Annotated in this window: 18 protein-coding genes; 9 read left to right on the top strand and 9 right to left on the bottom strand. The window is 71.2% G+C overall.

All coding sequences use genetic code 11. From position 1 onward, the window contains the following. The first annotated feature begins 91 nt into the window (after window positions 1–91). Complete coding sequence (locus tag I4J89_RS16985; protein WP_196414946.1) at window positions 92–1291, top strand: M20 metallopeptidase family protein; 1200 nt, start codon at window positions 92–94, stop codon at window positions 1289–1291. A 30-nt stretch (window positions 1292–1321) separates the two neighbouring features. On the opposite strand, the gene I4J89_RS16980 is transcribed toward I4J89_RS16985, so the two are convergent. Then, window positions 1322–2557 carry a hypothetical protein gene (locus tag I4J89_RS16980; RefSeq protein ID WP_196414945.1) on the bottom strand — a complete coding sequence of 412 codons (1236 nt, stop codon included), beginning with the start codon at window positions 2555–2557 and terminating at the stop codon, window positions 1322–1324. Between the two features lie 59 nt (window positions 2558–2616). On the opposite strand from I4J89_RS16980, the gene I4J89_RS16975 reads away from it, so the two are divergent. Both I4J89_RS16975 and I4J89_RS16970 read left to right on the top strand, forming a co-directional pair. Beyond that, the gene (locus I4J89_RS16975) at window positions 2617–3141 is read left to right on the top strand and encodes an acyl-CoA thioesterase (protein WP_196414944.1); all 525 of its coding nucleotides are present in this window, start codon (window positions 2617–2619) and stop codon (window positions 3139–3141) included. Between the two features lie 20 nt (window positions 3142–3161). Beyond that, window positions 3162–5108, top strand: a complete 1947-nt coding sequence (locus I4J89_RS16970; protein ID WP_196414943.1) for an acetoacetate--CoA ligase — start codon at window positions 3162–3164, stop codon at window positions 5106–5108. Here the strand turns inward: I4J89_RS16970 and I4J89_RS16965 are convergent. Next, window positions 5105–5830, bottom strand: a complete 726-nt coding sequence (locus I4J89_RS16965; RefSeq protein ID WP_196414942.1) for a TIGR03089 family protein — start codon at window positions 5828–5830, stop codon at window positions 5105–5107. The genes I4J89_RS16970 and I4J89_RS16965 overlap by 4 nt on opposite strands. 177 nt (window positions 5831–6007) lie before the next feature. On the opposite strand from I4J89_RS16965, the gene I4J89_RS16960 reads away from it, so the two are divergent. Then, entirely contained in the window at window positions 6008–7153 is a 1146-nt protein-coding gene (locus I4J89_RS16960; protein WP_196414941.1) for a glycosyltransferase family 4 protein, read from the top strand. Between the two features lie 22 nt (window positions 7154–7175). Further along, window positions 7176–8294: a mannose-1-phosphate guanylyltransferase gene (locus I4J89_RS16955; protein ID WP_230859056.1), complete on the top strand. Its 1119-nt coding sequence runs from the start codon at window positions 7176–7178 to the stop codon at window positions 8292–8294. A gap of 38 nt (window positions 8295–8332) precedes the next feature. Here the strand turns inward: I4J89_RS16955 and I4J89_RS16950 are convergent, their stop codons facing one another. From I4J89_RS16950 to cofD, 4 genes are read right to left on the bottom strand one after another with little or no spacing between them, the layout of a single operon-like run. Then, entirely contained in the window at window positions 8333–8899 is a 567-nt protein-coding gene (locus I4J89_RS16950) for a DUF4232 domain-containing protein (RefSeq protein ID WP_196414940.1), read from the bottom strand. Continuing rightward, complete coding sequence (locus I4J89_RS16945; RefSeq protein WP_196414939.1) at window positions 8896–9456, bottom strand: NUDIX hydrolase; 561 nt, start codon at window positions 9454–9456, stop codon at window positions 8896–8898. Before I4J89_RS16945 ends, I4J89_RS16950 begins: the two co-directional genes overlap by 4 nt. Further along, complete coding sequence (locus I4J89_RS16940; RefSeq protein WP_309238351.1) at window positions 9453–10463, bottom strand: coenzyme F420-0:L-glutamate ligase; 1011 nt, start codon at window positions 10461–10463, stop codon at window positions 9453–9455. The genes I4J89_RS16945 and I4J89_RS16940 overlap by 4 nt, the downstream gene beginning before the upstream one ends. Further along, a complete protein-coding gene (cofD, locus tag I4J89_RS16935) occupies window positions 10460–11416 on the bottom strand; it encodes a 2-phospho-L-lactate transferase (RefSeq protein WP_196414938.1) in 957 nt (318 codons plus the stop codon). Before cofD ends, I4J89_RS16940 begins: the two co-directional genes overlap by 4 nt. Window positions 11417–11506: 90 nt before the next feature. Here cofD and I4J89_RS16930 point away from each other — a divergent pair, with 90 nt between their 5' ends. The 3 genes from I4J89_RS16930 (at window position 11507) to I4J89_RS16920 (ending at window position 15677) form a co-directional block, all read left to right on the top strand. Further along, a complete protein-coding gene (locus I4J89_RS16930; protein WP_196414937.1) occupies window positions 11507–12430 on the top strand; it encodes a DUF1206 domain-containing protein in 924 nt (307 codons plus the stop codon). Window positions 12431–12527: 97 nt separating this feature from the next. Further along, a complete protein-coding gene (locus I4J89_RS16925; protein WP_196414936.1) occupies window positions 12528–15029 on the top strand; it encodes a bifunctional FO biosynthesis protein CofGH in 2502 nt (833 codons plus the stop codon). A gap of 390 nt (window positions 15030–15419) precedes the next feature. After that, a complete protein-coding gene (locus I4J89_RS16920; protein WP_014688021.1) occupies window positions 15420–15677 on the top strand; it encodes a WhiB family transcriptional regulator in 258 nt (85 codons plus the stop codon). Window positions 15678–15683: 6 nt separating this feature from the next. On the opposite strand, the gene I4J89_RS16915 is transcribed toward I4J89_RS16920, so the two are convergent. Then, a complete protein-coding gene (locus I4J89_RS16915; RefSeq protein WP_373688137.1) occupies window positions 15684–16190 on the bottom strand; it encodes a metallopeptidase family protein in 507 nt (168 codons plus the stop codon). Window positions 16191–16346: 156 nt separating this feature from the next. Here I4J89_RS16915 and I4J89_RS16910 point away from each other — a divergent pair, with 156 nt between their 5' ends. Next, window positions 16347–16709: a DUF3499 domain-containing protein gene (locus I4J89_RS16910; RefSeq protein WP_196414934.1), complete on the top strand. Its 363-nt coding sequence runs from the start codon at window positions 16347–16349 to the stop codon at window positions 16707–16709. A gap of 205 nt (window positions 16710–16914) precedes the next feature. On the opposite strand, the gene I4J89_RS16905 is transcribed toward I4J89_RS16910, so the two are convergent. Both I4J89_RS16905 and I4J89_RS16900 read right to left on the bottom strand, forming a co-directional pair. Next, window positions 16915–17649, bottom strand: coding sequence for a polysaccharide deacetylase family protein (locus tag I4J89_RS16905; RefSeq protein ID WP_309238350.1), 735 nt, complete (start codon window positions 17647–17649; stop codon window positions 16915–16917). A gap of 297 nt (window positions 17650–17946) precedes the next feature. Then, window positions 17947–18321: a DUF779 domain-containing protein gene (locus tag I4J89_RS16900; RefSeq protein ID WP_196414932.1), complete on the bottom strand. Its 375-nt coding sequence runs from the start codon at window positions 18319–18321 to the stop codon at window positions 17947–17949. Window position 18322 lies beyond the last annotated feature (1 nt).

Raw genomic sequence — 18322 nt, 5'->3', positions numbered from 1 at the left:
CGGAGGCGGGCCACAAGCCCGCCTTCGGCAGCGTCGGACGCCGGCTCCGACCGGACTGGTGGTCGCGCTCGTTGAGGGCGACCATACCGCCATGTTCTCTTCTCATGACGTGCTTGCGTACGCCGACCGCCTGATCAGCCTCCGGCACGCGCTGCACCGCGAACCCGAGCTCGGGCTCGACCTGCCGCTGACCCAGGCCAAGGTGCTCGCCGCGCTGGACGGCCTTCCTCTGGAGATCACCACCGGCACGTCGCTCACCTCGGTCACCGCGGTGCTGCGCGGCGGGCGACCCGGCCCGGCGGTGCTGCTACGCGGTGACATGGATGCCCTGCCCGTCCAGGAGGAGAGCGGGCTGGACTTCGCCTCGGCGATTCCCGGTGTGATGCACGCCTGCGGGCACGACATCCACACCAGCGCGCTGGTCGGTGCCGCACATCTGCTGGCCGGGCGCCGCGAGGACCTCGCCGGGGACGTGGTCTTCATGTTCCAGCCCGGCGAGGAGGGCCAGCGTGGGGCCAAGGTGATGATCGACGAGGGTGTGCTGGACGCGGCCGGTCAGCGGGTGATCGCCGCGTACGCGATCCACGCCGCCGCTGCCGTGCTGCCGCTGGGTGTGGTCGCCACCCGGCCCGGCACCATGCTGGCCGCATCCGACTCGGTGACCGTGACCGTGCACGGCAAGGGCGGCCACGGATCCTCACCGCACCTGGCGGTCGACCCGGTGCCGGCGATGTGCGAGATGGTCACCGCGTTGCAGACCATGGTGACCCGGACCGCCGACGTGTTCGACCCGGCCGTGATCACCGTCGGCTCGATCCACGCCGGGTCGGCGTTCAACGTGATCCCGGAGAGCGGCACCTTCCATGCCACCGTACGGACCTTCTCGCCGGAGACGCACCAGGTGATCCAGGCCGGGGTGGAGCGGGTGGTGCGGGGCATCGCCGACGCGCACGGGGTACGGGTGGAGGTCGACTACCAGGCCGACTACCCGGTCACCGTGAACGACCCGGTCGAGGCGGCGTTCGCGCTGACCACCGTGCGGGAGCTGGTCGGGCCGGAGCGCGCGATCGAGGCGCCCCGCCCGGTAACCGGTGCCGAGGACTTCTCCTTCGTGCTCGATCAGGTGCCGGGCGCGTACCTGATGATCGGCGCGGTCCCGCCGGGCACCGACCCGGCCACCGCTCCGATGAACCACGCCCCGCAGGCGATCTTCGACGACCGCTGCGTGCCGGAAGCCGCCGTCGTGCTGGCCGCGCTCGCCGCCGCCCGCCTGCGCCAGGCTGCGGCGTGAGCGACCGCACCGAGTAACGGTCCGCCGGGCTCAGGCTTCGGCGGGTGACGGGTGGCGCTGGGCCGGGATGTAGGTGGTCGGCTCGTCGCCGTTCGCGGCGGCCGGCGACGGCAGCGTGAGCGGTGTGGCGGGGTCCTCAGGTAGGTTCGCCGGTTCGTCGCTCTTGGCCGGGGGTGCCGCGACGGCGTCTTGGGCGATCGTCGCGGGTTCGATCGGCTTGGTGAGCCGGTGCGTCTCTTCGTCGTCTGCGGGCTCCGGCAGGCGGGTGGTTGCCTCGTCCGGTTTCGTCGACGGGAGGACGGTGGTGGAGTCCTCTGCCGGCTCGCCGGGCGATTTTTCCGGATTGGTGGTAATAACGGGATTATTGGGGGAAGCCTTCGAACCCGAGGGCGCCGGGCGCGCGGCGACAGCGGTGGTTTCGTCATCCGAGACGACGAAGACCGTGGTCGGCTCAGCTTCCGGAGTCCGGACCGCGATAGTGGGATCCCAGGCGCCATCGGAGTCCGCGGCCGGCATGGCGATCGTGCGGTCGTCGGGCGCGGTGGGCGCGGTGGGCGTGGCGATCGTGCGGTCGTCGGGCATGGCGGGCGCGGTGGGCGTGGCGATCGTGCGGTCGTCGGCCATGGCGGGCGCGGCCGGCATGGCGACCGTGCGGTCGTCCGGCAGGGCGGATGCGGCCGCCAGGGCGGATGCGGTCGGCATGGCGACCGTCTCGTCGGCCGAACCCGCGGCCGCGACCGGCACGGCCGGTTCGCCCGCGCGGCCGGTCCGCAGCACCGTGGTCTCGGCGATCGAGACCGGGATACCCGGCACCTTGGCGGCGCCGCGGAAGCGCGCGACCTCGCCGATGATCGGCAGGACCGGCGGTTCGTACCGGGCCCAGCGCCGGGCGCTGAGCGCGGTGCCGAGCAGCGGGATGGCCAGCAGCGCGGCGAGGCCGTAGCCGGGCCGGCTCAGGTCGAATCCCGCTTTCGAGACCTCCGGCGCCCACAGCCCGGCATACGCGTCCGGCGAGTTCCACGCCCAGATGGTCACGGCCAGAAAGGCGGCACCGGCGAGGACCGGGCCGGCCGGGGAGACCGGGGCGAACGCGAGGATCGCGTAGAGGATGCCGGCGAAGATCAGGAGCAGCAGGCCGGAGATCGACTCGGCGGCGAAGAGTTCCCGGCCGCGGCTGGTCAGGTCGTGGGTGAAGCCCACGCCCGCCAGTACCCAGATCGCCGGGGCCAGCACGAGTGCATAGAGGATCGACCTGAGGTGGCGCATGATCCGGCACGGTACCCGGGTCCGGCAAGTGCGGCGAACACCGCCGTAACGTACCGGCCATGGAAGAACAGCTCCCCGGACGTCCGACCGCGAACTCGCGGGTCACCCTCAGCCGGATCATGACTGCGGTGGACGTCAATCTCTACGGCACCGTGCACGGCGGCGTGCTGATGAAGTTCGTCGACGACGTGGCCGGAGCCGCGGCGGCACGGCACAGCGGCGGTACCGCGGTGACCGCGGCGATCGACGAGATCCTCTTTCTGGAGCCGGTGCGGGTGGGCGACCTGGTGCACGCGTACGCGCAGGTGAACTGGACCGGTAACACCTCCATGGAGGTCGGGGTCAGGCTGGCCGCCGAGCGCTGGGACGCGGTCGGTGCGACGCCGCTCCAGGTCGCGACGGCGTACCTGGTCTTCGTCGGGGTGGACGTGGCCGGCGACCCCCGGCAGGTGCCGCCGGTGCTGCCCGAGGACCCCGATGACCTGCGGCGTTTCAACGAGGCTCGGATCCGCCGGGACCACCGGCTGGCCCGGCGCGCGGCCATCCAGCGGGCCCGCGCCGAGCACCATCCGGTGGCCGATTGATCCACCGTTAAGGTGTGGTGATGACGACAGGCGAGGTGACGTCCGGCACAGTGCTCTGGGAGCCCGCGGCGGACGCGCGGCGGAACACCCGGATCGGTCGCTATCTGGCATGGCTGGAGGGGGAACGGGGTCTCTCGTTCGCCGATTACCCGGCGCTGTGGGAGTGGTCGGTCACCGACCTGCCCGGCTTCTGGCAGTCGATCTGGGACTACTTCGGAGTGGTGGCGCACGAGCAGCCGACGGCCGTGCTCGGCGACGCCGGCATGCCCGGGGCGACCTGGTTCCCCGGTGCCACGTTGAACTACGCCGAGAATGTTCTGCGGATGCCCGGGCGGGGGGATGACGAGCCGGTCGTCCTCGCGTACTCGCAAAGTCGTGAGCCGGTCCACCTGACCGCCCGGCAGCTGCGTGACCAGGTCCGCCGCGTCCGTGCCGGGCTGGTGGCCCGGGGGGTCGGCAGGGGCGACCGGGTCGCCGCCTACGCACCGAACATCCCGGAGACGTACGTGCTGATGCTCGCGACGGCGAGCCTCGGCGCGATCTTCTCGTCCTGCGCGCCGGAGTTCGGCGCCCGCAGTGTGATCGACCGGTGGAGCCAGATCGAGCCGAAGGTGCTCGTCGCGACCGACGGTTACCGGTACGGGAACAAGGACATCGACCGGCGCGAGGAGATCTCCGCGATCAAGGCGGCGATCCCGTCGATCGAACACGTCATCACCATCGGATACCTCGATCCCGAGGGTGGCGACTGGCGTGAACTCGGCGGCGACGAGCCGATGGCCTTCGAGCCGGTTCCGTTCGATCACCCGCTCTACGTGCTCTACAGCTCCGGCACCACCGGCCTGCCCAAGCCGATCGTGCACGGCCACGGCGGCATCCTGCTGGAGCACCTCAAGGTTCTGGCGCTGCACCACGACCTCGGCCCGGAGGACCGCTTCTTCTGGTTCACCACCACCGGCTGGATGATGTGGAACTACCTGGCCAGCGGCCCGGCCGTGGGCGCGTCGATCGTGCTGTTCGACGGCAATCCGGGCTGGCCGGACCTCAACGCCCTCTGGGATCTGGTCGACGCCGCGGGCATCACCTACTTCGGTACGTCGGCGCCGTTCCTGATGGCCTGCCGCAAGGCCGGGATCATCCCGCGCAAGCAGCTCAAGGGGGTGGGTTCGACCGGCGCCCCACTGCCGCCGGAGGGCTACGCCTGGGTGTACGAGGCGGTCGGCCGGGACCTCCAGCTGCTCTCCCTCTCCGGAGGCACCGACGTCTGCACCGGTTTCGTCGGCGGCTCCCCGCTGCTGCCGGTCCGGGCCGGGGTGATCGCCTGCCGGATCCTCGGCGCCCGCGTCGAGGCCTTCGACAGCGGCGGCAAGCCGGTCATCGGGGAGCTCGGCGAGCTGGTGATCACCGCACCGATGCCGAGCATGCCGGTCGGTTTCTGGAACGATCCGGACGGCACCCGGTTCCGGGAGGCCTATTTCGACGTCTACCCGGGTGTCTGGCGGCACGGGGACTGGATCACCATCGGTGAGGACGGCACCTGCGTGATCACCGGCCGGTCCGACGCCACGCTCAACCGGGGTGGCGTACGGCTCGGCACCGCGGAGTTCTACTCGGTGGTGGAGAGCCTGCCGGAGGTGGTCGACTCGCTGGTGATCCACCTGGACAAGCCCGGCGATCCCAACGGTGAGCTGCTGCTGTTCGTGGTGCTCACCGAGGGGACCGAGCTCGACGACGCGCTGCGCGGCCGGATCGCGCGGGAGCTGCGTGGCGCGCTGTCGCCGCGGCACGTGCCCGACGTCGCCTATCAGGTACGCGCACTGCCGCGCACCCTCTCCGGCAAGAAGCTGGAGGTGCCGGTGAAGCGGATCCTCACCGGCACCCCGGTCGAGTCGGCGGCGGCCACCGGTGCCCTGGCCAACCCGGAGTCGCTGACCGCCTTCGCCGACCTGGCCCGCCGGCGCGGTTAGACGAGGATCACCGACACCTTCTCGGTGCTGGACCGGGCCTCCAGCTTGGCCCGGTCCAGATGGGCGCAGAGGACGATCGACGCGCCGGCCACCAGGGGCGCCAGCAGCCAGTCGGCCGGGTCCGGGTAGGCGGCGGTGTCGATCAGCACCCGGTCGCCGGCCTTGATGCCCAGCTCGGCGGCCCGTACCTCGGCCGCCTCGATGGCATCGGCCTGGCTGAGCTCGTACGGGCCGGCCACGGCGAGGTCAGCGGGGGCGACCGGTGCGCCCCGGTAGTGGTCGCCGTGGTTGCGGACCTCGGTCACGTAGTCCGCGTACCCCTCGGGGAGGTCACGCAACGGCATGGCCAGCGGGAGCAGCCCGGTGGCGTACCGGTCCATGGTGTTCCAGGCGCTCGCCGCCTCGACGTCGTCCGGCGTGGTGAAGAGCGCCTGGACCGGCTGCGCCTCCCGCCCCAGATCGGCCGCCAGTCCGGCCGCCGACACGCCGAGCAGCAGCGCCGCGGTCTGCCAGTGCGGCGGCAGCAGCAACCCGACCGTGTCGCCGTGCCCGAGGCCGATTCCGTCGACCAGCAGGTTCGCGGTTTTCGAGACCCAGTTCTCCAGAGTCGCCCCGGACAGTTCGGTGCGGTCGCCGGTGGCGTCGTCGTACCAGGTCAGCAGCGGGGCGGTCGGGTCGCGCCGGACCGCGGCCGCGAACGCTTGCGGGATCGTGTTGTTCACCGGCCTCACGATAGATGGATCACCGTGGGTGACGGTTACGGAACGCCGTCGATGTGCCGGTGTCGCGGACACTTTCTCGAAGCGTTCCAGGCGTACGCTCGACGGTGACGTTGGCGACTTTCAACGTCAGAGTTACACCGCAGCATCGGTACGTCAGAGACGCCAAGGAGATGCCTCGTGACCCCCGGTCGCCCCCCGCGAGTGCTGGTCGACGCCACCAGTGTCCCCGCCGACAGAGGTGGCGTCGGCAGATATGTCGACGGTTTGCTCGGAGCCCTCGGGCAGTTGAGTCCGGACCGCGTCGACCTAGCCGTCGTCACTCAACGCTCGGACGCGGAGCGTTACCGCCGCATGCTCCCCGAGGCCGAGGTGCTTCCCGGTCCGGCCGCGATCGCGCACCGGCCGGCCCGCCTCGCCTGGGAGCAGACCGGCCTGCCGCTGCTCGCCCAGCAGGTGGGTGCGCAGGTGCTGCACTCGCCGTTCTACACCTGCCCGCTGCGAGCCGGATGCCCGGTTACGGTCACGGTGCACGACGCGACGTTCTTCACCGAGCCGGAGCATTACGACAACACCAAGCGGACGTTCTTCCGCAGCGCGATCAAGACGTCGCTGCGCCGCGCCGGCCGGGTCATCGTGCCGAGCAAGGCCACCCGGGACGAGCTGATCCGCCTGCTCGACGCCGACCCGACCCGGATCGACGTGGCCTATCACGGCGTGGACCAGTCGGCCTTCCACATGCCCACCGCGGAGGAGAAGGCCCGGGTGCGGGCACGTCTCGGCCTCGGTGACTCCGGCTACGTCGCCTTCCTCGGCGCCAAGGAGCCGCGCAAGAACGTGCCCAACCTGATCCGTGGCTGGGCCCGGGCGGTCGCCGACTGGCCGCACCCGCCGGCCCTGGTGCTCGCCGGCGGTCAGGGGCACGACGACGACATCGACCGGGCGGTCGCCGAGGTGCCCTCACACCTGCGGCTGCTGCGCCCCGGCTACCTGCGGTACGCGGATCTGCCCGGCTTCCTCGGCGGCTCGCTGGTCGCCTGCTACCCGTCGTTCGGGGAGGGCTTCGGCCTGCCGATCCTGGAGGCGATGGCCTGTGGCACCCCGGTGCTCACCACGCCCCGGCTCTCGCTGCCCGAGGTCGGCGGTGACGCGGTGGCGTACACCACCGAGGCACCGGAGCGGATCGCCGAGGATCTGGCCGATCTGCTGCACGACGAGCCGCGCCGGGGCACCCTCGCGAAGGCGGGTTTCGACCGGGCCAAGGAGTTCACCTGGGCGTCCAGCGCGGAGGTTCATGTGACAACTTGGAACCGGGTCGCGGCTTGATCATCAACTAAACTTGCCGCCCATGAGCGACGAACAGGCTGTGCTGTACGGAGTGGTTCTGGCTGGGGGCACCGGAACCCGTCTCTGGCCACTGTCCCGCGCCGGTCATCCCAAATTTCTGCACCCTCTGACCGGCACCGAGGCCTCCTTGTTGCAGGCCACGGTGGACCGGCTGGACACACTGGCCTCCCCCGAACGGACCTTTGTGGTGACCGGCGTGGCGCACGCCGCGGCGGTCTCGCGGCAACTCAGCCAGGTGCCCGAGGAGAACGTGCTCGTCGAGCCGTCGCCGCGTGACTCCTGTGCTGCGATCGCCCTCGCCGCCGCCGTCATCGCCCGCCGCGACCCGGACGCGATCATGGGCTCGTTCGCGTCCGATCACCTGATCGCCGACCGGACCGCCTTCGCCGAGGTGATCCGCAAGGCGATGGTCGGTGCCGAGCAGGGCCTGCTGATGACGCTCGGGATCACCCCGACCCGCCCGGAGACCGGCTACGGCTATCTCCAGTGCGGTGGCCCGGTGGACGACGGCCCGCTGCTGAAGGTCGAGGAGTTCAAGGAGAAGCCGACGTACGACGTGGCCGAGGGCTACGTGAAGTCCGGCAACTACCTGTGGAACGCCGGCATGTTCGTGTGGCGGGTCGACGCGTTCCTCGCCGAGCTGGCCCGGCAGCAGCCGCAGCTGGCGGCCGGCGTGAGCCGGATCGCCCAGGCCTGGGAGACCGCGGGCCGCGAGGAGGTCCTCGGCGAGGTCTGGCCGACCCTGCCGAGGATCTCGGTGGACTACGCGGTCATGGAGGGCGCGGCCGCGGTCGGCCGGGTCGGCACCATCCCGGGCGACTTCGGGTGGAACGACGTCGGTGACTTCCACACCCTCGGCGAGGTGCTCACCGCAGACCCTGCGGGCAACGTCGTGGTCGGCCGGGACGGCGAGGTGGAGAAGCCCACCGTGCTGCTGCGTGACTCGAAGAGCCTGGTCGTGCTGCCGAACTCGGGTCGCCTGGTGGCCGCCCTGGGTGTCCACGACCTGATCATCGTGGATACGCCGGACGCGGTGCTGATCTGCCCGCGGGAGCGGGCGCAGGAGGTCAAGCACCTGGTCGACGAGCTCAAGGAGCTCGGCCACCACGGCTACATCTGATCGGTGCGGTGCCGGCGGGCCGCGCGCCCGCCGGCCGTTCACCAGTCGGTCACACCAGTCCGGGTCGCCTGGAGCGACCCGATCTCCAGGGACCGCATGGTGAGGTTGTTGCGCTTCCGGTTCTTGGGGAAGCCCTCCATGACGGCGGGCAGGCCCACGGTGGCGACCGCCAGGTCGTAACGCAGGGCGTTGCCGGCGCTGCATTTCGCCTCACCCTTGGCGCAGGCGGTCCACTTGATGCCGGCGTATGCCGACTCGCCACCGGCCAGCGGGACCTCGGCCGCGGGGCCGGGCTGGTCGACCAGGATGGTCGGCACCTTCACCTGGTTGTTCGCCACGTTCACCAGCATGATGCTGAGCCAGCCGTCGACCGAGCAGGTGTCCGTGCCGGTGTTGGTGAGGGTCACCAGCGCGGTCTGCGCCGTCTCGGTGGACGGCTGCGCGGCGATCGTGACGCTCACGTCGCTGATGCCGCAGAGCTCGTACCGCGGTGCCGCGGCGTTGGCGGCGGATCCCGGCACCGAGTCGGCGGGACGGGCGCAGGCGCCCAGCGCGGCCAGGACCGTCACGGCGGGCAGGGTGATGCTCAGAAGACGGCGGGTCATGCCAGACGGGCCAGGGCCGGGGCGATCTGCCGGACCGTGCCGGAAGCCAGGGGACTCGGCAGGGTGCCGGGGGCGAACCAGCCCAGGTCCGCGGACTCGGCGCTGATCTGTTCGGTTGCGCCGGCCGGGCTGCGGACCAGGAAACGCACGTCGAAGTGGACCGAAGGCTCGGCCGGTGCCCCCTCGCCCGCGCCGCAGCGGACCTCGTGGACGTCCACGTCGATCGGCTCGGGGTCGACGGTCAGCCCGGCGATGCCGGACTCCTCGGTCGCCTCGCGCAGCGCCGCGCCGGCGAGCGTCCGGTCGCCGGCCTCGCAGTGACCGCCCAGCTGCATCCACATGCCGAGCCGGCCGTGCAGGCAGAGCAGGACCCGCCCGGCGTCGTCGACCACCAGGGCGCTCGCGGTGACATGACCGGCGCGGTGCGCACGCGTCATCGCGGCCGGGCCGTCGGCCAGCAGCTCGAGGGTCTGCTTGCGGGCCAGGTCGGCCTCGTCCGAGGTCGCGGTCCAGGTGGTCAGGACGCGTACCGCGTCCGCGTACAGGGCGTTGCTCACGACGGATCTCCGAAGGTCAGGGTGGTGCCATCGTCGTCGATCGTGGCAACAGTGGGTACCCCCTCGGCGGCCAGGGCGGCCCGCAGCCGGTGGGAATCGGTGCCGAGCCGGATCAGGGCGGCCGGGCCGTCGCCCGCCGGGGTCAGCCGGACGCCGTCCGGCCGTCGGGTGACTCCGGCGGTGAGCAGGCCGCTGACCGTGTCGAGAGCACGTTCCACGGCTGCCGGATCGGCGTTCGCCGCGCGCTGATCACCCAGGCCGGCGGCCGCGCGCAGGCCGGACGCGCGCGCTTCGGCCGTGCCCAGGCTGAACATGTCACTCTCCGAGTCGCGGACCAGGACGGCCGCACCGGAGCCCTCCGCCGACCGCGGGTAGCCGCGCACGACAGCGACCGGCACCCGGTCACGCTTGCCCTTGACCAGCTCGGCGGCGGCGGACAGCTCGTCGATCACGGCCATCTGGGTCAGGCTCAGCTCGTTCCCGTACGGATCGATCTCGCCCCGATGGTCGCGGAACGCCTCGATGCCGGCCGCGCCGAGCGCCACGTCGGTGAGCCCGTTGCGCCAGGCCCGGCCCATCGTGTCGGAGATGATGACCGCCACGTCGAGTCCCCGGCGCAGGAGGTCGGCGCGCAGAGCCCGCGCCGAGGCGTCCGGATCGGCCGGGAGCAGCACCAGGTGGGTCTTGTCGACGTTCGAGGCGTCGATGCCGGCCGCGGCCATCACGAAGCCGTGGTGGGTCTGCACGATCGTGGTGGGGCCGCGGCGGGCCACCACCCGGGCGGTCTCGCCGGCCAGGGCGCGCTGCCGGGCCTCCTCGCGGTCCGGGCCGTCGGCCGGCACCTCGACCAGGCGGCCCTCCGCCTTCGAGACGATCTTGCTGGTCACCACCAGCACGTCACCGTCGGCCAGCCACGGCGCGGCCCGGGTGATCAGCTCGGCCAGGTCGTCACCGGCCGTGACGTCGCCGATGCCGCGGACCGGACGGATCTCCAGGCCGTCGATCACCGGACTCCTCCCAGCTCCAGCGCCGCGGCGACCATCCGTGCGGTGGCCTGCTCGTCGGTCATCCAGAGGGGCACCGCGCGAGTGGTCACGCCCGGCACCTGGGCGCCGGTGTCCGACTCGTCGACCAGCCAGCCGTTCAGCAGGCCGCCGTCGGCGCGGGGACCGTACATCCGGCCGACGCCCGCCGCGCTCACCTCGATCTCGAGCGTGGCCAGGCACTTGTCGGCCATGCCGCGCACCGGCGCGCCGCCGATGATCGGCGAGACCCCCACGACCGGCGCCGGGCCGTTCGCGACGGCCTCCTTCAGCGCGGGTACGGCGAGGATCGGCGCGATGCTGACCACCGGATTGCTGGGGGCGACCAGGACGACGTCAGCACCCGCGATCGCGTCGAGGACACCCGCGGCCGGCTTGGCGGACTCCGCACCCACGAAGACGAACCGGTGGGTCGGCACCTCGCCCCGGTAACGCACCCACCACTCCTGGAAGTGGATCGCCTTGCGCTCGCCCTCGACGTCCGCGACCACGTGGGTCTCCAGCCGGTCGTCGGTGGCGGGCAGCATCGTGATGCCGGGCTGCCATCGCTCACACAGGGCGGCGGTGACCGCGGAGAGCGGGTAACCGGCGTTCAGCATCGTCGTGCGTACCAGATGGGTGGCGGTGTCCTTGTCGCCCAGGCCGAACCAGGACGGCTCGACGCCGTACTTCGCCAGTTCCTCCTTGATGACCCAGGTCTCGCCGACCCGGCCCCAGCCACGCTCCGGGTCGGCGGCGCCGCCCAGCGTGTACATGACGCTGTCCAGGTCGGGACAGATCTGCAGGCCATGCATCCGCACGTCGTCACCGACGTTGACCACCGCAGTTACGTCAGCGCCGATGGCGCGGGCGTGCGCGCGCACGCCGAGGAGGAACCGGGCACCGCCGATGCCCCCGGTCAGGACCACGATCCGCATTCCCACATCCTCGCGCACCGGCGTCACGCCACCCGTTCGTGGGTATCGGTTTACTCTGGGCCGACCTCGCTCACCGCACCGGGAGTAACCGTGACCACTCCACCGCAGCCCACGCCGCCCGGCGAGAAGCCGATCGGCCAGTACCTCCGGCCGTTGCGTGACCTCGCCGTGTACGCCCTGGCCGGTCTCCCGGCCGTACTGCTCTTCACCGGCGTCATCGACCTGTTCGGCACCGACTTCTTCGGCCGGACCCGCTACAGCTTCGGCAGCTTCGTCAACCTGGTGACCATCTTCTTCCCGCTCGCCGCGGTGCTCCTCGCGCTGGGCGTGAAGCCGGTACACCCGAAGGCCCGGCTGATCGTCCTGACCGCGCTGATCGAGTACGGCGTCGTCGCCTTCTTCGGCCTGGTGTTCGGGGTGCTCTTCGGGGTCAGCGGCATCGCCACGGACGACCCCGGTGGCGCCTTCACCGAGCTGCTGACCCGGTTGGCGTGGCTGGCCGTGTTCGGGCTGGCGGTGTACGCGGTGGTGCAGATCTGGCGTGGCGTCTACCCGCCGGCTCGGCCGCAGCCCGGCGTCTACGGCCAGCCCCAGTACGGCCCGCCGCAATACGGTCAGCCCCCGTACGGGCAGCCCTACGGCCAGCCGCCGTACGGCCAGGCCCCGCCCGGGCAGCCGCCGTTCGCCCAGCCACCGCAGCAGCAGCAGCAGCAGTTCGGCGCGCCGCAGCCCGGTTACGGACCGCAGCCGGGCCACCCGGCCCCCGGTTACGGTCAGCCGCATCCGGGTGCGCAGCCCCCGCCCGGCGGCCAGCCGACCTGGAACCAGCCGCCGGTCGCGACGCCGCCGGTGGGCAACCCGCCGCCGTCCTCGGGTGCACCGGCATCGGGCGTGCCGGTCCCGCCGTTCTCCGAGCCGACCCAGGTCGTGCCGAAGGCGGAGGATCTGACCGAGAAGCTTCCGGACAACCGGCCGGGGTTCGGACCCGCCGACGAGGACCCGCCGCGACAGTGAGTCAGCCGCCCGGGCACGGGTGATGGTGTCTCACGACACTGCCCGTGCCCGGAAACCACGGGGGCACAGGAAACGAATCCGGCCTAGGCTGCTTTGCGTGGTAGAGGTCAACGTTGAACCGGTACCGACCCAGGCAAGCATCCGCCGCGCACTGCGCCGTGCCGCCGACGGCAAAGCGATCGACATCGACGAGGCGACCGCGCTGCTCGCGGCCACCGGAGACCAGTTCGAGGAACTGCTGGCCATCGCCGGCGGCGTCCGGGACGCGGGTCTGCGGGAGGCCGGCCGGCCCGGCGTCGTCACGTACTCCCGCAAGGTCTTCATCCCGCTGACCCGGCTCTGCCGGGACCGGTGTCACTACTGCACCTTCGCCACCGTGCCGCATCGGCTGCCGGCGGCGTTCCTGGAACGCGACGAGGTCCTGGAGATCGCCCGGCAGGGTGCGGCACAGGGCTGCAAGGAGGCGCTCTTCACGCTCGGCGACCGGCCGGAGGATCGTTGGCCGGCGGCCCGGCAGTGGCTGGACGAGCGGGGGTACGACTCGACCCTCGACTACGTGCGAGCCTGCGCCATCGCCGTGCTCGAGGAGACCGGCCTGCTCCCGCACCTCAACCCGGGCGTGCTGAGCTGGGCCGATCTGCAGCGGCTCAAGCCGGTCGCGCCGAGCATGGGGATGATGCTGGAGACCACCGCGACCCGGCTGTGGTCGGAGAAGAGCGGCCCGCACTACGGCTCGCCGGACAAGGAGCCCGCCGTCCGGCTGCGGGTGCTCGACGACGCCGGCCGGGTCGGCGTCCCGTTCACCACCGGCATCCTGATCGGCATCGGCGAGACCGTTCCGGAGCGGGTGGACTCGCTGTTCGCGATCCGCCGGGCGGCCCGCGAGTACGGGCACATCCAAGAGGTCATCATCCAGAACTTCCGCGCCAAGCCGGACACGGCGATGCGCGGGATGCCGGACGCGGAGTTGCGTGAGCTGGCGGCGACGGTGGCCGTGGCCCGCGTCATCATGGGACCCCGGGCCCGGATCCAGGCCCCGCCCAACCTGATCGACGACGAGTTCGCGCTGCTGCTGCGGGCCGGGATCGACGACTGGGGCGGCGTCTCGCCGGTGACCCCGGACCACGTCAACCCGGAGCGGCCCTGGCCGCAGATCGACATCCTGGCCGAGAAATCGGCGAAGGAAGGATTCGAGCTGCGAGAGCGGCTCACCATCTATCCGGAGTACGTCCGCCGGGCCGAGGAGGGCTGGCTGGACCCGCGGCTGGCCGCCCACGTCGCCGCGCTGGCCGGTCCGGACGGCCTGGCTCGCTCGGTGAACCCGTCCGGGCTGCCCTGGCAGGAGCCGGAGGAGACCTTCGGCTCCGGGCGTACCGACCTGTTCGCGGCCATCGACACCGAGGGCCGCACCGGCGACCGCCGGTCCGACTTCGACGACGTCTACGGCGACTGGGACGAGGTGGCCGCGCACGTCAAGGAGGCGCCGCGGACCATGCCCACCGATGTGGTGGCGGCGCTCAAGCTGGCCGCCGACGATCCGGGGGCGCTCCTGCTGGAGAAGAACGAGGACAAGGCGATGGCCTTGTTCAACGCCGACGGCCCGGCCCTCGACGAGCTCGCCCGGATCGCCGACGACCTGCGCCGGGCGGTCAACGGCGACGACATCACGTACGTGGTGAACCGCAACATCAACTTCTCGAACGTCTGTTACGTGGGCTGCCGGTTCTGCGCCTTCGCCCAGCGGGAGAAGGACGCCGACGCGTACCGGCTGTCCGTGGAGCAGGTCGCGGACCGGGCCGAGGAGGCGTGGCGGGACGGCGCCTCCGAGGTGTGCATGCAGGGCGGCATCGACCCCAAGATGCCGGTGACCGCGTACGCCGATCTGGTCCGCGCGGTCAAGGAGCGGGTGCCGGGGATGCACGTCCACGCGTACTCGCCCATGGAGATCGTCACCGCCTCGGCCAAGGCCGGTGTCTCGATCCGGGAGTGGCTCACCGAGCTGAAGGCGGCCGGCCTGGGCACCGTCCCGGGCACCGCGGCCGAGATCCTCGACGACGACGTGCGCTGGGTGCTGACCAAGGGCAAGCTGCCCACCTCCAGCTGGGTCGAGGTGGTCACCACGGCGCACCAGGTCGGCATCCGGTCCAGCTCGACCATGATGTACGGCCACGTCGACCACCCCCGGCAGTGGCTCGGCCACTTCCGGGTGCTGGCCGGCATCCAGGACGTCACCGGTGGTTTCACCGAGTTCGTGGGGCTGCCGTTCGTGCACACCAACGCCCCGATCTACCTGGCCGGGATCGCCCGCCCGGGTCCGACGTGGCGGGAGAACCGGGTGGTCCACGCGATGGCCCGGGTTCTGCTGCACGGCCGGATCGACAACATCCAGTGCTCCTGGGTGAAGCTCGGCGACGAGGGCACCCGGGCGATGCTCAACAGCGGCTGCAACGACCTGGGCGGCACGCTGATGGAGGAGACCATCTCCCGGATGGCCGGGTCGGAGCACGGGTCCGCGCGTACCGTGGCCGAGCTCAAGGAACTGGCCGCGTCCGCGGGACGTCCGGCGGTCGAACGCACCACGGTGTACGGCCGGCGGTAGGGCGGAACGCACCACGTTGTACACCTCCCGGCGGGCCTGGACACGTGCCCGCCGGGAGTTGCGTGATCCATTTGGCGGACCCGAGACGGGGGACCCCCTGCCCCTTGATTACAAAACGGGTTAAATTGGACGCGAAGTGTCGGGCTGGCGTTACCTTCCGGTGGCTACGGGAGATAGGGCTGGAACGGGACCCGTGAAGCGTTGCCGACGCTTCGGGGAAACGGGCCCATTTAGCAGGTTCGGCTTGACGACGCACGTCTTACACGCGTGTAATTTTGGTGGGGTTGTGGGGACGATGTGGCACATTCGCGTCGAACCCACAGAAACACGCCGCGTGCGTGGGGGGTCAGCGTCGGCTTCACCGTCGACGCGGAATTTGGAGGCACGCCGATGGAAGCGCAGGTTGAAGGGGTAGACCTGCTCGGGGACGCGCCCGAGTGGCAAGAACGGGCGCTGTGTTCACAGACCGATCCGGAAGCGTTTTTCCCGGAGAAAGGCGGCTCGACGCGCGAGGCGAAGCGCATCTGCGGCCGCTGCGAGGTCAAGGCCGAGTGTCTGGAGTACGCACTGGGCCATGACGAGCGATTCGGGATCTGGGGTGGACTGTCCGAACGTGAGCGTCGCAAGTTGAAGCGGCGGGTCGCCTGAGCCGGCTCAGGCGAGCTCGTCCGGATCCACGCCGAGCAGGTTGGCCACCTGCTCGATGATCACGTCGTGCACCAGGTCGGCGAGGTCCTCGCGATCCATCGCCCGGAACTCCAGCGGGCGGCGGTAGAGCACGATCCGCGGCGGCAGCTCGTGCCGTCCCGGACGGCCGGGCAGCAGCCGGGCCAGAGGCACCTCGCCGTCCTCGAGCACGTCCGAGTCGTAGACGTTCAGCTCGGGTGGCACGTCCTCGACCGCGAACTCGACGCCGGCCAACTCCTTCGCATACCGCCGCTCAAGGCTCTCGACGGTGTCCAGCACCAGGTCGTCGAAGATCTCCGCCTTGGTACGGGCCAGCGGCACAGTCGCCGGCACGAGGCGGCCGCGAAGGCCCCGCCCGTGCCGGTCACGCCGGGTGGGACGGCCCGGTCCGGCGGTACGCGCCGCCTTCGGGTCCGTCCGGCGGCGCTCGGGGCTGGTGGTCACGCGGCCAGCGTATCCCCACCCGGGCTCCATACGTGGTCAGCCCGTACGCATCGTGTGTCTGCGCCGTTAATTCGCCCCAACGGGGCGGCGTGTCGATCCGCCATGGCCGAATCGTGATGCATCCGGGGTCGGCGTGTCGCGGGGTAACGCCCCCCAGATCGGCCGATGGAGAGATAACGTGCCGCCGTGAGGTCACCACGGCGCTGCTCCCGGAACGGCTGTCCCCGACAGGCGGTCGCCACCCTGACCTACGTCTACAGCGATTCGACGGCCGTGGTGGGCCCCCTCGCGGCCTTCGCCGAACCGCACACCTACGACCTGTGCGAGCCGCACGCCCGTAGCCTCACCGCCCCCCGAGGCTGGGAGCTGGTCCGCCACGACGGTGACTTCGCGCCCCCACCCCCCACCACCGACGACCTCGTCGCGCTCGCCGAGGCCGTCCGCGAGGCCGCCCGTCCGGTGCCGCCGCGCCCCGACGAGACCGACCACAGCCCCGGTCACCAGACCGGCCGGCGTGGCCACCTCCGGGTCATCCCGCCCACCCACTGACCGACCTCGGCGGGCCGGCCCCGCGCCGCCCTGTCGCGGCCGTGCGGGCACGCAGCCCCGCGCAGGCCAAGCCGTGCCCGGCGGCTCGCAGCCACCTGCCGTTTCCCGGCGGGCGCCTTTGCGGCCCGGTGCGGGCAGCCAGGCCGCGCCGGCGCCGGCGGGAGGTGTAGCTGTGGTTGTGGACGGCTTAGCCCGTACCGTCGAATCAGAGTGCCACCAGGCGGAAGCGTTGCCGCAGCCACGGCAGAAGCGTGCGGTACGCGGCGATCGTGTCCGGCTGTGCGTAGTCGTGCGAAAGCACGATCGAGCCCGGCCTGGTGTGCCGCTGAACGATCTTGATGATCTTCTTGCGGTGCTGGCCGGGAGACTCGCCCTTCGGGTGCTCCCAGTCGCGCGGGTCGACCTTCCAGTAGATGGAGGTCATGCCCATCTTCTTCGCGGTGACGACCACCGGCTGGTTGAAGTGGCCGCCGGGCGCGCGGAAGTAGGGGATCTTCGCGTCCGGCACGGCGGCGCGGATGGCGGCGTTGGTGCGCTCCAGGTCGGACTTGATCTTCGCGACCGGCTTCTTGCCGAGTTTGAGGTCGTGGTTCCAGGTGTGGTTGCAGAGCGTGTGCCCGGCCTTCGCGATCGCCCGGACCAGATCGGGATGCCGCCTGGCCTGCGTGCCGACCACGCAGAAGGTCGCCTTGATCTTCTCCTTGGCGAGCATCCGCAGCAGTACCGGTGTGTAGTCCGGGTCCGGCCCGTCGTCGAAGGTCAGGGCCACGCCGTCGGTGCCGGTGGTGAGGTGGCTACCGGCCGGGCCGGTGCGGATCTTTCGCTTCTGGACGATCGCCTTCTCGATGGGCTTGCTGGTCGGCTTGGCCGGTGGTGTCTTCGTGGCGGGAGCCGATGAGGGCGGTGTCGTGGTGGGTGCCGAGGGCGGCGGAGTGGTCACCGGAGCCGGAGCCGATGGCTCGGTCCCTAGTGCACTCGCGGTCTGAGCCGCGGCCGCTTGGCCGAGAAGGCCGGTCATGATCAGCAGCGCGCTGATCGTGAGTGCCTTTCGGGTGTGCGACAGCCGCATCAAGATCCTCCCCAGGTTCGACGGCAAAGTGCCGACGATGCCTGGGAATCTGCTCAACCGCTAGTCCCCTTGGGGTCTTTCACACCGAATACGGCACGAATCCGGGGTTAACGGCGTACGCTGCCGGGCCGGCACGCCCCCCGCGTGCCGGCCCGGTAACGCGATCGCTCAGCCGGCCAGTTCGGCCAGCTCCCGCTCGGTGAGCAGGCGTGAGCGGATCAGGAACCGTACGCCCTCCGGCGCCTCCAGCGAGAAGCCGGCGCCCCGCCCGGGGACCACGTCCACCGTCAGATGCGTGTGCTTCCAGAGTTCGAACTGCGACGCCGACATCCAGAAGGTGATCGGCTCCGGCACCCCCTCGATCGCCAGAGACTCCAGCAGGACGTCGGAGCTGCCGGTGCGGAACTCGCCCTCCAGATAGCACATCGGCGAACTGCCGTCGCAGCAGCCGCCGGACTGGTGGAACATCAGTGGGCCGTGCTGCTCCCGCAGCTGCCGCATCATGTCGGCAGCCGCGGGAGTGACATCTACTCGGGTAGCCATC

This window comes from Actinoplanes aureus, assembly GCF_015704865.1.
Classification (GTDB): domain Bacteria; phylum Actinomycetota; class Actinomycetes; order Mycobacteriales; family Micromonosporaceae; genus Actinoplanes; species Actinoplanes aureus.
The sequence above is the reverse complement of the archived record's forward strand: the minus strand, read 5'-3'. Positions and strand labels throughout refer to the sequence as shown.

Bases quoted from the DNA above. Each gene is read 5' to 3' on its own strand.
- I4J89_RS16985 (WP_196414946.1), top strand. From the start codon at position 92: ATGTTCTCTTCTCATGACGTGCTTGCGTACGCCGACCGCCTGATCAGC.
- I4J89_RS16980 (WP_196414945.1), bottom strand. From the start codon at position 2,557: ATGCGCCACCTCAGGTCGATCCTCTATGCACTCGTGCTGGCCCCGGCG.
- I4J89_RS16975 (WP_196414944.1), top strand. From the start codon at position 2,617: ATGGAAGAACAGCTCCCCGGACGTCCGACCGCGAACTCGCGGGTCACC.
- I4J89_RS16970 (WP_196414943.1), top strand. From the start codon at position 3,162: ATGACGACAGGCGAGGTGACGTCCGGCACAGTGCTCTGGGAGCCCGCG.
- I4J89_RS16955 (WP_230859056.1), top strand. From the start codon at position 7,176: ATGAGCGACGAACAGGCTGTGCTGTACGGAGTGGTTCTGGCTGGGGGC.
- I4J89_RS16950 (WP_196414940.1), bottom strand. From the start codon at position 8,899: ATGACCCGCCGTCTTCTGAGCATCACCCTGCCCGCCGTGACGGTCCTG.
- cofD (WP_196414938.1), bottom strand. From the start codon at position 11,416: ATGCGGATCGTGGTCCTGACCGGGGGCATCGGCGGTGCCCGGTTCCTC.
- I4J89_RS16920 (WP_014688021.1), top strand. From the start codon at position 15,420: ATGGAAGCGCAGGTTGAAGGGGTAGACCTGCTCGGGGACGCGCCCGAG.
- I4J89_RS16915 (WP_373688137.1), bottom strand. From the start codon at position 16,190: ATGGAGCCCGGGTGGGGATACGCTGGCCGCGTGACCACCAGCCCCGAG.
- I4J89_RS16900 (WP_196414932.1), bottom strand. From the start codon at position 18,321: ATGGCTACCCGAGTAGATGTCACTCCCGCGGCTGCCGACATGATGCGG.